14 protein-coding genes are annotated in these 13051 nt (G+C 70.0%); 5 read left to right on the top strand and 9 right to left on the bottom strand.

The genetic code is table 11. The features are described 5' to 3' along the window. Positions 1 to 154: 154 nt before the first annotated feature. The 7 genes from ACZ34W_RS35615 to ACZ34W_RS35585 form a co-directional block, all read right to left on the bottom strand. Positions 155 to 349, bottom strand: a complete 195-nt coding sequence (locus tag ACZ34W_RS35615) for a hypothetical protein (protein ID WP_465610194.1) — start codon at positions 347 to 349, stop codon at positions 155 to 157. A gap of 27 nt (positions 350 to 376) precedes the next feature. Continuing rightward, on the bottom strand, positions 377 to 739 hold the full coding sequence (locus tag ACZ34W_RS35610) for a hypothetical protein (protein ID WP_465610192.1): 363 nt from the start codon (positions 737 to 739) through the stop codon (positions 377 to 379). 90 nt (positions 740 to 829) lie between these two features. Further along, the gene (locus ACZ34W_RS35605; RefSeq protein ID WP_465610190.1) at positions 830 to 1291 is read right to left on the bottom strand and encodes a hypothetical protein; all 462 of its coding nucleotides are present in this window, start codon (positions 1289 to 1291) and stop codon (positions 830 to 832) included. Continuing rightward, positions 1288 to 3066 (bottom strand): site-specific integrase, encoded by a 1779-nt coding sequence (locus ACZ34W_RS35600; protein WP_465610188.1) that lies wholly within the window; start codon positions 3064 to 3066, stop codon positions 1288 to 1290. Before ACZ34W_RS35600 ends, ACZ34W_RS35605 begins: the two co-directional genes overlap by 4 nt. A gap of 39 nt (positions 3067 to 3105) precedes the next feature. After that, positions 3106 to 3489, bottom strand: coding sequence for a hypothetical protein (locus ACZ34W_RS35595; RefSeq protein WP_465610186.1), 384 nt, complete (start codon positions 3487 to 3489; stop codon positions 3106 to 3108). Beyond that, positions 3486 to 5204: a hypothetical protein gene (locus ACZ34W_RS35590; RefSeq protein ID WP_465610184.1), complete on the bottom strand. Its 1719-nt coding sequence runs from the start codon at positions 5202 to 5204 to the stop codon at positions 3486 to 3488. Before ACZ34W_RS35590 ends, ACZ34W_RS35595 begins: the two co-directional genes overlap by 4 nt. Beyond that, on the bottom strand, positions 5204 to 5425 hold the full coding sequence (locus ACZ34W_RS35585) for a hypothetical protein (RefSeq protein ID WP_465610182.1): 222 nt from the start codon (positions 5423 to 5425) through the stop codon (positions 5204 to 5206). Before ACZ34W_RS35585 ends, ACZ34W_RS35590 begins: the two co-directional genes overlap by 1 nt. A 97-nt stretch (positions 5426 to 5522) precedes the next feature. On the opposite strand from ACZ34W_RS35585, the gene ACZ34W_RS35580 reads away from it, so the two are divergent. The 5 genes from ACZ34W_RS35580 (at position 5523) to ACZ34W_RS35560 (ending at position 9766) form a co-directional block, all read left to right on the top strand. Then, complete coding sequence (locus ACZ34W_RS35580; RefSeq protein ID WP_465610180.1) at positions 5523 to 6650, top strand: tyrosine-type recombinase/integrase; 1128 nt, start codon at positions 5523 to 5525, stop codon at positions 6648 to 6650. A 166-nt stretch (positions 6651 to 6816) separates the two neighbouring features. Continuing rightward, positions 6817 to 7299 (top strand): Imm21 family immunity protein, encoded by a 483-nt coding sequence (locus ACZ34W_RS35575; protein ID WP_465610178.1) that lies wholly within the window; start codon positions 6817 to 6819, stop codon positions 7297 to 7299. Positions 7300 to 7870: 571 nt separating this feature from the next. Then, positions 7871 to 8404, top strand: a complete 534-nt coding sequence (locus ACZ34W_RS35570) for a hypothetical protein (protein WP_465610176.1) — start codon at positions 7871 to 7873, stop codon at positions 8402 to 8404. A gap of 123 nt (positions 8405 to 8527) precedes the next feature. After that, complete coding sequence (locus ACZ34W_RS35565; RefSeq protein ID WP_465610174.1) at positions 8528 to 9049, top strand: NUDIX domain-containing protein; 522 nt, start codon at positions 8528 to 8530, stop codon at positions 9047 to 9049. A 216-nt stretch (positions 9050 to 9265) separates the two neighbouring features. Then, positions 9266 to 9766 (top strand): hypothetical protein, encoded by a 501-nt coding sequence (locus ACZ34W_RS35560; RefSeq protein ID WP_465610172.1) that lies wholly within the window; start codon positions 9266 to 9268, stop codon positions 9764 to 9766. A gap of 208 nt (positions 9767 to 9974) precedes the next feature. Here the strand turns inward: ACZ34W_RS35560 and ACZ34W_RS35555 are convergent, their stop codons facing one another. Beyond that, on the bottom strand, positions 9975 to 10970 hold the full coding sequence (locus ACZ34W_RS35555) for a replication-relaxation family protein (RefSeq protein ID WP_465610170.1): 996 nt from the start codon (positions 10968 to 10970) through the stop codon (positions 9975 to 9977). Positions 10971 to 11294: 324 nt separating this feature from the next. Beyond that, positions 11295 to 12188 carry a replication-relaxation family protein gene (locus ACZ34W_RS35550; RefSeq protein WP_465610168.1) on the bottom strand — a complete coding sequence of 298 codons (894 nt, stop codon included), beginning with the start codon at positions 12186 to 12188 and terminating at the stop codon, positions 11295 to 11297. Between the last annotated feature and the right edge of the window lie 863 nt (positions 12189 to 13051).

Here is a 13051-nt window from a genome sequence, read left to right as displayed (position 1 = left end):
CGGTCAGGCCCCCACCCTCCGGATACCTCACACCAACGGCATACCGCAGGGATCATGAACCGTCACTACCCGACGACAACCCGAAATCCTCAGTAATGTTCCTTCAGCTCGATGGTCCGTGCAGCACTCGTGAGGACGATCTCCTTCGCGGTCCTCAGGGAGCCGGGGCCTGCGCCGGCAACTCGTGGGTGACGACGATGGAGTCGATGATGCTGGCCTCCTGATCGCGCAGAAAGCGTTGGACGGCCTCCATTCCTCCCTCCTGGTCGAGCATGGGGAAGCTCTGTTCGACCAGAGAGGTAAGGCGGGCAGATCGTTCAGGGGTGAGGCCGTGAATGTCGTTGAACATGATCTCTCCAAGACGCTGCGGTGCGCGTCAGCTCGCTCCGGCGTCCTGTTCCCTGGCTTCGAGTAGGTGGTTGAGGCGTCGGATCTCGGCGATCAGCCGGGGGATGTCCCGTCGGGCGCTGGCGATGAACCGGGCGTTCTCGTCCCAGCGTTCGTCTGCGACGTCGACGTAGCGTGGCTGCTGGACGAGGGTGGCGGCCACGATCTGGTGCTGGTCGAAGGCTGGCCAGCGTTCGCCGAGCCCGGTGTCGGGAACGGTGCTGATCGCGACGAGGCTCATGGCGAAGTCGTCGTCGAGCTGGCGGACGTGCCAGGGGCCGGGGGTCGCGGCCTCGGCGAGTTCCTCGATCTCGGCGAGTTCTTCGTCGGTCAGCGGTTCGGGTGTGTTCATCAGGCTGTCAGTTCCTCGCGTTCGCCGTCCCCGACCATTCGGACGATCATCGCATCCGCTGCTGTCGGTGCTGGGGGTCGGGATGGTTGCCTAACTGCAGGATCCGATCGTTGTGGTTCGGCCCGTCGGGAGGTGAGTCACGCGACTGGCCGTCGCCGCTGACCCGCGGAGGTGCAGGATCTCTTCGTGCTGGGCGGCGAGCCTTGCAAGGGCCTGGGTGCGGAAGTCGCTCAGCTCTTCATTCACGTTTTCGGCGCGGGCCAGCCGTTCCTTCAGGGTGGTGATCTCGGCTTTGAGCCGCTCGATCTGGGCTTCGCGCGGGTCGGGGACGTGCCCTGCTTGCTGCAGAATCTGGAGGCGTCGCTCGAACTCGGTGCGGAGGTGGGCATAGGGGCGGGTTCCGTAGAAGGCGGTGCGGTCGACGGTGGCTTCGCGGGCGAGGGTCTTGACGTCGCACTTGCCGTCGGGCGGGATCTCTCCGCGTAAGAGCCGGTCGATGGCAGCGCGGATGCGGTTCTCGTTCTCGTTCCGTTGTGCTGCGGTGATCCTCATACGGAGTCCTCGTCGGGTTGGTCGAGGGTGGCCGCGTCGATCTCGGCGACGACTCGAAGGGCCCGGTCGTAGTCGTGCTGCAGGCGGGAGCGTTCTGTCTTGCGGGTCTTACCCAGGTCCCCGAGGAACGTCTTCGTCCGTTCGGCATGTTCGGCCCAGACCGGCCGGTGGCAGGGGTGGTGGGTGGCCTGCGGGCACCGGGCGGAGTCACACATACCGACCAGCGGCCGGTCGGCGGTGGGGGTGCCGGCGAGCTTGAGGCAGAGGGCGCGGGAGGGGTCGGTGAACCAGCAGAAGTTCGCCGGGCCGACGTGGAGGGTGTTCGCGCGTTTGGTCAGCAGGTTCAGCACGTCCCGGTCACTGCGCTGGGTCCTGGGCGCTGGTGCTGCGGCCGGTTCGAGCTTCTCGTCGATGCTCGCGAAGAACTCGGTGAGGCTGCGGGCGCCCGGGCCGGCGGGCAGGATGCCCTGCTGGTAGTTGCGGAACTCGGTCAGGACCAGGTCCAGGTTGCGGTCACTCTCGTACTTGTTGACTTCGGCCAGCAGTTCGGCCTGGGCTCCGCCGGGGCGCGAGCTGTAGCCCTCGGTCGTGGCGACCGCGATGTGCTTGAGATGGATCTTGGTCGCGAGGACACCACCGGGCCGGTAGGCCATCTCCAAGGCCAGAGTTCGCCTGAGCATCCTCAGATTCACGGGCCCTTCGGGGATCGGCGCGAGTCCGATCCGTTGTCCAACCTGCGAGTTGACCCAGTTCCGGAACCAGCGGTAGCGGACGGTGAAGGAGAACCGGCCGAAGAGCAGGGCTCCGTTCTCGGGGGCCTCGTGAAGCTGTTCGGCGAGTTCGATGGCGCGATGGACCGGCTCGATGACGACCCATTCGTCGTCGGTCCCGCCGAGGGGCTGGCCTTTGACGATCTTGCTGGCGATCCGGTAGCGGGTTAATCCGGGGACAGGCTCTTCGATTGGAAGGCGGCAGCCGATCCGCAGTTCCATCAGCTCGCTCGCCCGCATTCCCGAGGCGGTGGCCAGCACGATCATCGCGGCGGTGCGGACGATGCCGACCATGGCGACGGCCTGGAGGCGGTGCAGGGGCGGGCTCCAGGGCAGGACGGACGAGGAGTCCGCCGTGGTGATCTCGGCGGCGTCCCGGGCGAAGACCGCCGCGACTCCGACCGCGGCGACGGCGTGCTCCAAAGGGTCGCGCAAGGCGGGCATCCACCGGGCCCAGAACTGGGTCACTCCGGCCTGACGGGCCAGAACTCCCGTGGCCACCGGCAGGAGCGGGTCCTGGGGAGACCAGCCGTCGGCGAGGCGGTCGGCGATGTGGTGGTCGGCCAGCATCGGCAACGGCGTGCATGTTCGCTCGTACTGGGCGAGCAGGGCGGCGAACTCGCTCACTGGAGCGCGGCCGGCTTTGCGCAGTCCTGGCGCCTTCACGGAGGAGAGACGGTCGGCCTGTCGGATCTGCTGGGCGAGTTCGACGGCGTGAGGGCCGATGTAGGAGACAAGGAAGAGGGCAGCGGCGAGCATCGGCTGCAGGACGGCGGCCTCGACGGGCTGGGTCTTGTTCTCCGTCCGGCCGCAGGGCATCTCTGCGATGGCGGAGGCGGTGGCCCCGCCCCAGGGCCGCAGGTCGGCGGAAACCCGGTCGGCGGTGAACAGCTCGCGGTAGTTGACCAGGTCGACGACGACCTGCGCGGCCGAGCGCCGGGTTCCCGGACTCTGTTCACCGACCACCGCGCCGTGCTCGTCGAGCACGTAGCGCCGGTGGGCCATGTAGGCGTCGCAGACCCGGGTGTCGATCTGCGCGAGGCTCTACACCCCGTTCCCGGACAGCCACTGGCAGAACCGGGTGAGCTCGTCCAGCCGGCCCGCGCAGCTGGTCAGGTGCAGGGTGGTGCGATGGGCCCGGGGCAGCGGAGCGACGGCCTGGTGGCGCGGGGCGAGCATGGCCAGGATGAGTTCCTTGGCGACCAGCCGCCACTGCGGGTCGGTGATGGCGGTGAAGACGAAGCGACGGATGGAGAGTGACATCTGAACGGGCAGGCCGACGACGTCGGTGAAGTCCCAGACATCGTCCTCGAACAGCGGGCGGCGGGTTCCCTCGGGGAGCGTGAGGCCGGCTTCGCGGCAGATGTCGGCACCGGCGAAGACCGCGGACCGACCGTCGAATGGTGAGGTGGCGAGGGCGGTGGTCATGCGGTCATCTCCTCGGGCCGCAGGGGCAGTTCGTGGTCCTGGTCCTCGACGTGGCGGGCTGCCGAGGCCAGGACGGCGGGCTCGAAGCGGTCCAGGACCTGCTGGATTCGGGCGGCGTAGGGGCCGAAGACGGCCATGAACTGGGCGGCGGGCATCTGCTGCCACTGCCGGGAGAAGAACGCCTTGAGCCGCAGCAGGTTGACCGCGTGCCGCGGGGCGAACACGGCCAGCGGACAGAGCAGGCAGACCCAGGGGCGGGCCGGGCAGGGCTTGCCCTTGGGCCCGTGCAGCCCGGAGAGCTGGTCTCCGCAAGCCGCAGTGAACACGTCCCGCTGCCCGCCGACCAGCTCGGCGATCGCCGAGTCGTCCAGGCCCATGGCCGCGACCAGCAGCGGATAGCCGGCGGCCAGCAGGGCGGCGTCTTCTTCGGTGATCACGGTGGGCGGGTGCGCGCGTCGGAGCATGTCGTGCTGGGCGTCCTCGATGACTGCCTCGACGGCGTGCTGCTGGGCCGGGGTGGTGGCGGTGAGGTAGCGGTCGCCCTCAACGGCCGGGGTGTGGTTCGGATCGATGGTGGCCCGGCCGCTGCCGGTCCAACCCGCCTTGTCGCGCATGGCGAGATGGGTGGTGCGGATCCGCGAGCGGTGGATCTTCAGCGGGCCACCGTCCTGTGCGAGCACCCCGTGGCGCACGGTCCAGCGCTGGACGGCCGCGCGGGCACCGGATCCGGTGACGACGGTGAATCGCCCCGGGTTGCTCTGGGCCAGCCACAGGTTCCGCCGCTCTTCGGGCCCGGTGAAGCTCCGCAGCAGGGCGGAGTGCGCGAGCCATTGCTCCAGCAGCCGCACGGCCCGGCGGGGCAGGGCCGTGCTCTCGGCCGCGGTGCGGCCCTTGATGTAGGAGAGCAGGACCGTGGAGTCCCCGGCCCAGTCGATGTCATCGGTGACCAGGTCGTCGATGCCGTCGGGCACGATGCCGGAGTAGATGCCGAACAGCAGCCGGTAGGCGATCAGCATGTTGTGGGTGGGGAACAGGTCGGCGCTGGCCTGCAGGAACCCGCCCCGCTGCCAGAGCGCGGCTTCCGTGATGCCGAGCTCTGCGGCGAATCGCGGTGCGGAGACCGGGCCGATTCGGGCCAGCAGCCACCGCTGGTTCTCCACGTTCCAGTCCCCTTTGCGGGGGCGCCGTCCTCGGGGCAGCGCGGCGAGGGCCTGCCGGTGGGCGGCGTACGACTCGTCGGCCAGCGCCCGGCAGACCTCGGTGAGCCGGGCCCATTCCTCCTCCGCGTAGGGCGGCAGCTGATGGTGGTTCGGCTGGAGGTTGTAGGGCCGTCCCGTCGCCAGGTCCAGCACTCCGTCCGCGAGGGTGCCACCGACCTGGGCGAATGCCCGCACCATCGCGCGGCTGGTCGCCTCCCGCGGGCCGGTGCTGCCCATCCAGTACTCGGCCAGCTGGCCCCGCCGCAGCTGGCCGGCTCCGCCGGTGAAACCCCGCTCGGCGAGAGTGAGCACCATCTGCCTCAGGGACTGGATGTAGTGGTTGACCGTGCCCCTTGAGTCCGCGGTGCCGTGCGGATGGATCAGGTCGACCAGCCCCGTGGCCAGGTCCCGGGCCAGTTGTGGGTTCGGCAGGCCGTCCAGAGAGAACTCTGCGTGGCTGCCGTCGCTGAAGACGCAGGTGATGCCGAGCGGTTCGTCGATGAGCATCGTCGGCATCAGGCTTGCCCGTCCTCAATGCCGTCGTCGAACTCCTCCGCGGCCTCGCGGTCAGCCTCCGCGTCGCAGGTCAGCCCGGCCGCCGCCCCGGAGCCGTCGTATGCCTCGCGGTAGATGCGGGTCGTGTCCAGGCGCCGGAGGTACTTTTCCGTCGTCAGGACAGTGGAGTGGCCCAACAGATCGCGAAGCACCAGCAACGGGTCGGCCTTGGTGCATGACACTCCTTCACTTCATCGAGATCTGATTGACGGACGAGCACGGCTGCCTCGGGTGGGGGCTGTGGTTGCGGGCCCCGCGCCGTCGCTTCCGTGGCTGGTGGTGGATGCGGCCGATCGGGAGGTCGCCCCTGTCAGCAGCTACCTGCGAGACCGGATGCTGGGCGATGTCAGCCCGCTGACCTGCCGCAGCTACGGCTTCGACCTGCTGCGGTGGTACCGGGTGCTGTGGGCCCTGGACGTGGGCTGGGAACAGGCGACAGAAGCGGAGGCCGCCGCGTTGGTGGGTTGGCTCCGCTCGGCCCGCAACCCGCAGCGGCAACGCAAGCAGGGCGGCTTCCGACCTGGTTCGGTGAATCCGACGACCGGCAAGCCGCTGCTTCGGGCTGGGTACGCGCCGGCGACCATCGCCCACAACCTCTCGGCCGTGCACGGCTTCTACGCCTTCCACATGCACTTCGGCTGCGGCCCGCTGCTCAACCCGGTCCCGGAGAACCGGGCCCGCCGCGCAGCTCTGGCCCACCGCTCCCCGATCGAGGCCCGCGTCCAGCACAGGCGGGGCCGGCTCCGGCCGAAGGTGTCGGTACGGCAGCCGCGGGCGATGCCGGACCAGCAGTGGGACGCGCTCATCGCGCAGATGGGCTGCGCAAGGGATCAGGCCCTGCTGTCCTGCTACGTCTCCTCCGGGGCCCGTGCCTCGGAACTGCTGGGCATTGGCCTGGGCGACGTCGACTGGACCAAGGGCCAGTTGTGGGTGATCTCCAAGGGCACCCGGGCCCGGCAGCCGGTTCCGGCCTCCCCGCAGGCTCTGGCCTACCTCGCGGCCTACCTGGAAGAAGCCGGACTGCCGCCGGACGGGATGCCGGTCTGGCGCACTCGCCGGGGCGAGAGCCGGCCGCTCACCTACTGGGCGGCTCGCCGCATCATCCAGCGCGCGGACGAGGCGATCGGCGCGAACTGGACCCTGCACGACCTGCGGCACACTGCCGCGACCCGCCTGGCCCGGGACCCGGAGCTGACGCTGGTGGAGGTGCAGACCATCTTGCGGCACGCACATATCACCACCACCGCAAGCGCGGCGAGGACCAGGTGGTACTGGCTGACGTGGGCCAGGCACGCGGCCCATCCCCGGCGAGGGTTCACCCCGGCGGCCACGTCCTCGGCCGTCGGCGCCCCCTTGTTTGCGGCCTGGTGGTCACTCTGGCCGAAGACGTGGTCGGCCACGTTGTGACCGACTGCCAGCACGGCCCAGGTCGAGCCGAACGTCGCCAGTGTGGTCAGCTCTTCGATGCTGGTCACCGCGCACCCCCGACCGCCGCCGCGGGCGCGAGGCTGCGGTGTCCGATCCGGCGCATACGCTGTCGCGACGGAACGGAGATCTTGGAGCTGGAGGCGGCATGTCCTTGACGTGGTTGGAGACGGAGGGCGGCCCGTTCATCGTGGTTCCTCGCGATGCTCTGTCGCATTGGTCGGGAACGGAGGGCGACTACGACCGGGCCTGCGAGGTGGTGGAACTGGTGGGTGTCCTCGCTCTCCCTGGCGACGCCGAGGCGCTTGTCCTCGGGGATGAACCGCTCTCCACCGCCTACCTTCCCGAGCACCGCGTCCTCGTCCGCTGGTGCTACGCAGAAAGCGAGGAAGGCGTCGCTGACATCGTCCTGGCCGGACTTCCCACCGCCGAGTGGGAAGAAGGACCCGTACTGAAAACCACGGGCGAGCTCGTCATGTTCGACGCCGCCTACTTCGGCACCGAGGTCGGGACACTCACTGACAGCACTGTTCTTGAACTCGGCGCCGGCAGCTACCGAGTGGACTCGGCAAGCATCGAGTCCGACCGCCTCACGTCCTTTCGCGTCCACCGATTCGTTGAGCTGACCTGACGCGGCGTTGGTGCAGAGAAGATCAGCCAAATAGAGCCCATTGAGACCGGCTGACCGGAGATCGGCGAACGCCGGCGAGCCGGTGTGCTGCAGCAGCCAGCGCACCGGCCACCGTCGGTCCAGCAGGGCATGGGTGCCAGCCGACCACACGAACCCGGCCACCGTCGGTCCAGCAGGGCATGGGTGCCAGCCGACCACACGAACCCGGCCGCCAGCCCGGTCACGGTCAGCGGCAGCGGGACGAACAGCCACACCAAGGCCAGCAACGCGGCCATGACCAGGTGGTACTGACCGACGTGGGCCAAGCACGCGGCCCAGCCCCGCCGCGGGCTTGCCCCGGCGGCAACGTCCTCCGTCGTCGGCGCCCCCTTGTTCGCCGCCTGATGGTCACTCTGGCCGAAGACGTGGTCCGCCAGGTTGTGGCCGACCGCCAGCACGGCCCAGACCGAGCCGAACGTCGCCAACGTCGCGAGCTGCTCGACCGTCATCATCGGGCACCGCCAGCCATGGCAGTGATGGGCGAGATCACGGGCCGCTTATTCGGCAATGCGTTCAGCCGTTGACTGCGATCATGAGCCACATGCTGTCGCTGACAATGAACGATGCTGCGGCCGAGATACTCGTGCTTGCTGGTGGGGCCATCCTGACGCCGCCCGGTGACCTTGCCCCTGGCCTGCGTGGCCTGCTCGCGGAAGGGATCACCCGCCGAGGAGGTGTACTCACCTGGGCCAACTCGACGGGCAACGCCAACGGCGCTCCCTCGTTCTTCGGAGACCTCACGGGTTGGGAGTGCGCTGACAGCTCCTTCCACCTGGAGGACCACGTCCCCGTCGATGTTCAGATCATCGACGACGCCCCGCAGATCTCGGAGGACGATCAGCGAATCCTTCTCCTTCACGGGATCGCATTCGCCATGGAGTTCCGCCAGCTCATCACCAAACTGGACCGCCCAGGCCCGGTGCGCTGCATCGTCGGAGTCAACGAAACCAACGCGACGTTCAGGTTCCACCAGATCCGTGCAGGCGAGTCGTGGCACAACCCAGATCTCGACAGCTACCGGATGGACAAGATGGTCGTGCTCGACCTCAAGCCAGCTGGCGGCTGATCCCCCCAGCATCGGAACCCACATCCTCTTGGTGCAGAGAAGGTCCAGCGAGCACCTCACCCCCGGAGGTGTCGTCGTCCGGACCACCTGGCATGAGCCGGCCTGCCCGGCCTGGGCCCGGCGATGACCACCAGCCTGGGGAGCGGACCGGTGCGGGTGCGGGTGTGCGCGGTCCTGGTCCACGACGGCGAGGTGTGTCTGATCCGTCGCCAGCGGGAGGCAGGCCTCCAGCACTCGCTGCCCGGCGGCCTGCTTGAGGACGACGAAGAACCGGCCGACGCGCTGCGCCGGGAGCTCCTCGAGGAGCTCGGCTTCGACCTGGCGGTGCTGCCCGAGCCGCCGGTGCTGTGCTTCGTCCAGGACCAGGACACCGAGCGGCCAGGCGAAGCGGAGCCGTTCCGGCGCCGGCACCTGGTCTACGTTGCCCACTTGCCCGACCACCTGGTGGCGGCCGTCGCCCCGGTCGAGCAGGACGACCCGGACCGCGCGCCGGTGGTCTGGCTGCCCGTGGCCGACGCAGCCGCCGTCCACCTGTACCCGGACGTCGCCGCCGTCCTCGTCCAGGCCGTCCGGCCCGACACCGCCCGGGCCGGCGGCCCGCTGCTGCTCCCGGCGATGACCGGCGCGTCCTACCAGTGGCGCTGACCTGCCGCTCGGTGTTCGGGAACGGACGTCGCGGGCGGGTGCGGCGCGGCATAGTGCGGGGGTGACCGCGATTCCCGCCCGCCTGTACCTGCCCGCACGCCGACGCCGCCAGCCCGGCTGATCGCCGCCCTGACCGCCACGGTCGGGGCCTGCGCTACGGCGGCGGCCGCGCTGTACCAGCCCGTCGCCGACGCCCCGCCCGGGCAGGAGACGGTCGTGGTCGACCCGCTGCCGGTCGTCTACCTCAGCCGCACCGCCGCCCCGCTGCTGGAGGCGGCCCGGGCCGAGGACGACGCGCGGTGGCCGGCCGCCGTCGCGCGGGAGCGGGAGCAGACCCAGCGCACCAGCGCCGCGAGGGTGGCGCTGGCGCGGGCCGAGGAGATCGTGGAGGAGCCCGGAGCGTCCTGGCCCGTGCCGCTTCCGACCGCAGAACAGAGCGCGGTCATCGACCTGGCGGGCGCCGGTGACCAGGTCGCCGAACTCTGGCGAGCCGACCCGGAACAGGTCGTCGCTCTGGTGCGTGAACTGGTGGCCGGCGGGGAGTTCACCGCGGCCGAGGTCCTGGACGCGGCGCTCGACGCCGCCATCGGCGCCGGGCTGCTGGCGCTGGCCGACGCGGGCACGGCGTCCGACCCCAGCATGATGGCCGAGCAGTGCCTGGAAGCCGTCCCGTACCTGGTGCTCGCGGTGGCCCTGGCATCCGCCGACCTCGACTGAGTGACTGGCCAGGTAGTGCGAAAGTGGCAGCGGCACTGCGGTCCTTGATACCGCCGTGCGTCCTGCGGATCGTTCCGCGCTGGCGGAACGAAGCGATCAACCCTGTGCTGACATCGCGCACCCTGACGGCCCGGCGGCCGGCCCGGCCGGGACACCTTGATGGCCGCCCCGGGTGTACCGGGGCGGCCATCAAGGCGAGGCGGACCGGTCAGCCGGCGTTGCCGGGCAGGGTGAGTTCGTGGAAGCCGAGCGGTTCGGCCTGGCGGTCGGCCAGCGGGTACCAGACCTTGCCGGTCGGTCCGTACTCCTGGAGGGCCTCCAGGCCGGCGGCAGCGGCCGGGACGGCCTTGAGCATCTTGGCGACGTGCCGGTCCTTGGCGTGCATCTGGAGCTCGTCGACCCGGTTGTCGAAGCCAACCTGGCCGGTGCCGGTGAGGACGAACAGCAGCCGCGGGAAGCGTACGTACCGGCGCTCCCACAGCGGCACCCGGCCGCCCTGCTCGGCCTCGATGGTGCCCGCGCGCGTCCCGGCTGGGAGCGTCTTCGTCGACCAGTAGCGGGCGTAGGTGTGCAGCTTCGATGCCAGCCGCTCGGCGCCCATCGTGCCGCGGTCGACCTCCACGAACGCCCGCAGCCGCGCGATTCCGTCGTCCGGCTCGCTGACGCCGTAGTACAGCAGGCCATCCGGGCGCACTGAGCCGTCCCGGCCCTCGGCGAAGCGGTGGGTGACCTCCGGGATGAAGTCGAACGGCCCGTACCCGTCCCCGCGAGCCCGGGCGTCGTCCAGGAACGCCAGGTGCGTGTACACCACCGCCAGCTGGTGCCACAGCGTGTACTTGAACGCCATCGCGTCCCCTGGCAGCCGCGGCGCCGGCACCTCGGCCAGCTCCGGGAAGGCAGCGGCGATCCGGGCCCCGTGCTCGGTCAGGAACCAGCCTTTCGCCCGCCCGGACTGCGGCAGTACCAGCTCCGTCACCAGCCCCTCGTCCCGCAGCCGCCGCAGCCGGCCGCGCATCTTCTCGACACTCACATCCGGGGCGTGCAACTGCCGCAGCTGCTCGGCGGTGGCGATCCGGAACTGGAACAAGGAGGCGAGCACGGCCCAGGCGAGCTCGACCTCCCGCGCCTCGCTGTCCGGCTCCGCACCGGTCCGCGCCCTGCGCCCCGTCTTGGTCGGCCTGGTTGTGCTCGTGGTGTCGGTCATCACGGTGCCCTTCGGCGGGCGCGGGGCCGAGTGCCCCGCGCGGTCGCCGAAGGGAACCCCGCACACCTTGGCGGATCCCTTGGCGATCCACCCCGTTTGCGGCAACGATCACGTAACGGCCCAGACCAAGGTGACCGTCAAGGTGTTCTCCAACCTTGGTGAACTCCTTGATGCCGGGCCCCGAACCTTGGAGAACCCCTTGACGGCCGGCCTCCAACCTTGGAGACGGCCCCGACACCTTGACGGATCTCTTGATGCCGGGGCCGGACACCTTGACGGCGACCTGGAGGGCCCGCGGGGCGCGGGCCGGGCCGCCGTGCAGGACTACAGCTCCCAGGCCCCGCACTGGGCCTTCGTGTGGTCGCCGATGGAGTGCCACACCTGGGCGTTGACGCCGTGCTGCTCCAGGTCGGCCAGGCGGGCCGCGCCGGCCTTCACGCGCACCAGCGTCAGCATCCGGGTGACCATCGGGTGGGCGTCGGCGATGGCCTGCAGGTCGCGCAATCGCCGTCGGGCTGCCTGCTCGCCGGTGTCGGCCAGGACGAACAGCAGGCGGGGGAAGGCCGGGTAGCGCTGCTGCCAGGCCGGCAGGACGCTCTGCGAGTGCGAGGTGCGGCGCAGGTGGGCCGGGACCGGCTGGTGCTCGTGGAAGCGGGCGTAGGCGATCAGCTTGGAGGCGAGCTTCTCGCTGGCCATGGTGCCGCGGTCGACCTCGACGAACGCCCGGTAGAGCTTCCGGTCCGGCCCCTTCTTCGAGTAGTGCAGCAGGCCGTCGGGGATCACCGTGCCGCCGGGGCCCTCGCCGAAGCGGTGGTAGACCTCGGGCGGGAAGTCCAGCGGCGCGCACTCGTCCCCCGCCGCCCGGGCGCCGGCCACGAAGGCGACGTGGGTGCGCACGACGGCCAGGACGTGGCCCAGCCGCAGCCGCGCCGCGGTCTTGTCCTCGGGCAGCGGCGGGGAGGCCACGCCCTCCAGCTCGGGGAAGGTCGCGGCGATCCGTACGGCGCGCTCGGTCAGGAACCACGCCTGCAGCTTCCCGGCCTGCGGGAGGACGACGCTGTCCACCAGGCCCTCCTTGTGCAGGCGGCGAAGGCGCCGACGCATCTGCTCGACGCCGGCGTCCGGGGTGTGCAGTACACGCAACTGCTCGGCGGTGGCCATCCGGAACTGGAACAGCGCGGCGACCACGGCGTGGTCGATCTCAGGCGGCACAGCCATCGAGGGGCTCCTTCAAGGTCGGTGCCCGCCGCCCTGGTGGCAGCGAGCACCGCATGGAAGCCCGCAGTTCTCACCGGATTTCTCACCAGCAGAGGCCCCTGCGATCACGATCCGACAACAGGCGCACTAACCGGCCCGACAACCGGGGTTACGAACCCATCCGCCAACCAGCGGCCGACCCTCCCAACCGCTGCGCCCGAGATCCGGGCAAAGTCGCAGGTCAAGGTAGGCGGTGAGTGGCTGGAAAGGTCGAACTCACCACCCCGACAACCCTTCCTTCCTTCTTCTTTGGTCCTTGTAGTTGTAGTTGTCGTTGGTCGGCAGGGTTCGGCGCCTGCGGCGGGCCTTTCTTCTTCGGCGTCCGGCTGGGGCCGGCCGCGCGTGGTGGTGAGGGCGCGGCGCGCGGCGGCCCAGAAGGGCCGCCAGAAGCCCCGGGTACGACTCTGCCCGCCGCGTTCCCCGAACACGGCGGGCAGAGCGGCCAGAGAAGGCCTGGAGCGCTTCTCGGCGGGGCTCGGATCCGCGCGGGTGAGCACCAGTCGAGTCCGAGCACGGGAAGTCGCTCCAGCTGTCTTCCGGTTAGCTTCGTCGCACGGCGGCTCTTCTCCAGAGCCGGTACCTCACCTGGTCCCACCGGCGGATCTGCATTTGGGAAGCCCAAAGCTGATCGGTCCGACGGATTTCAGCTGTCAGTTGGTGTTCGAAATGCGGCCCGAGCAAGCCATCTGGAACTCGAACTAGCCGGTGATTGTCAAAGATCTTGACCCAGTTCTGACCGTCCGCGTCCTGGAACCGGGCGGCCAGAGCGCTCGAGTCTGGCCTGCCGCGGTGCACGTACTGCCGAGACTGGCCAGGTAGGAGCG

This window comes from Kitasatospora sp. NPDC022856 (assembly GCF_055561235.1).
The sequence above is the reverse complement of the archived record's forward strand: the minus strand, read 5'-3'. Positions and strand labels throughout refer to the sequence as shown.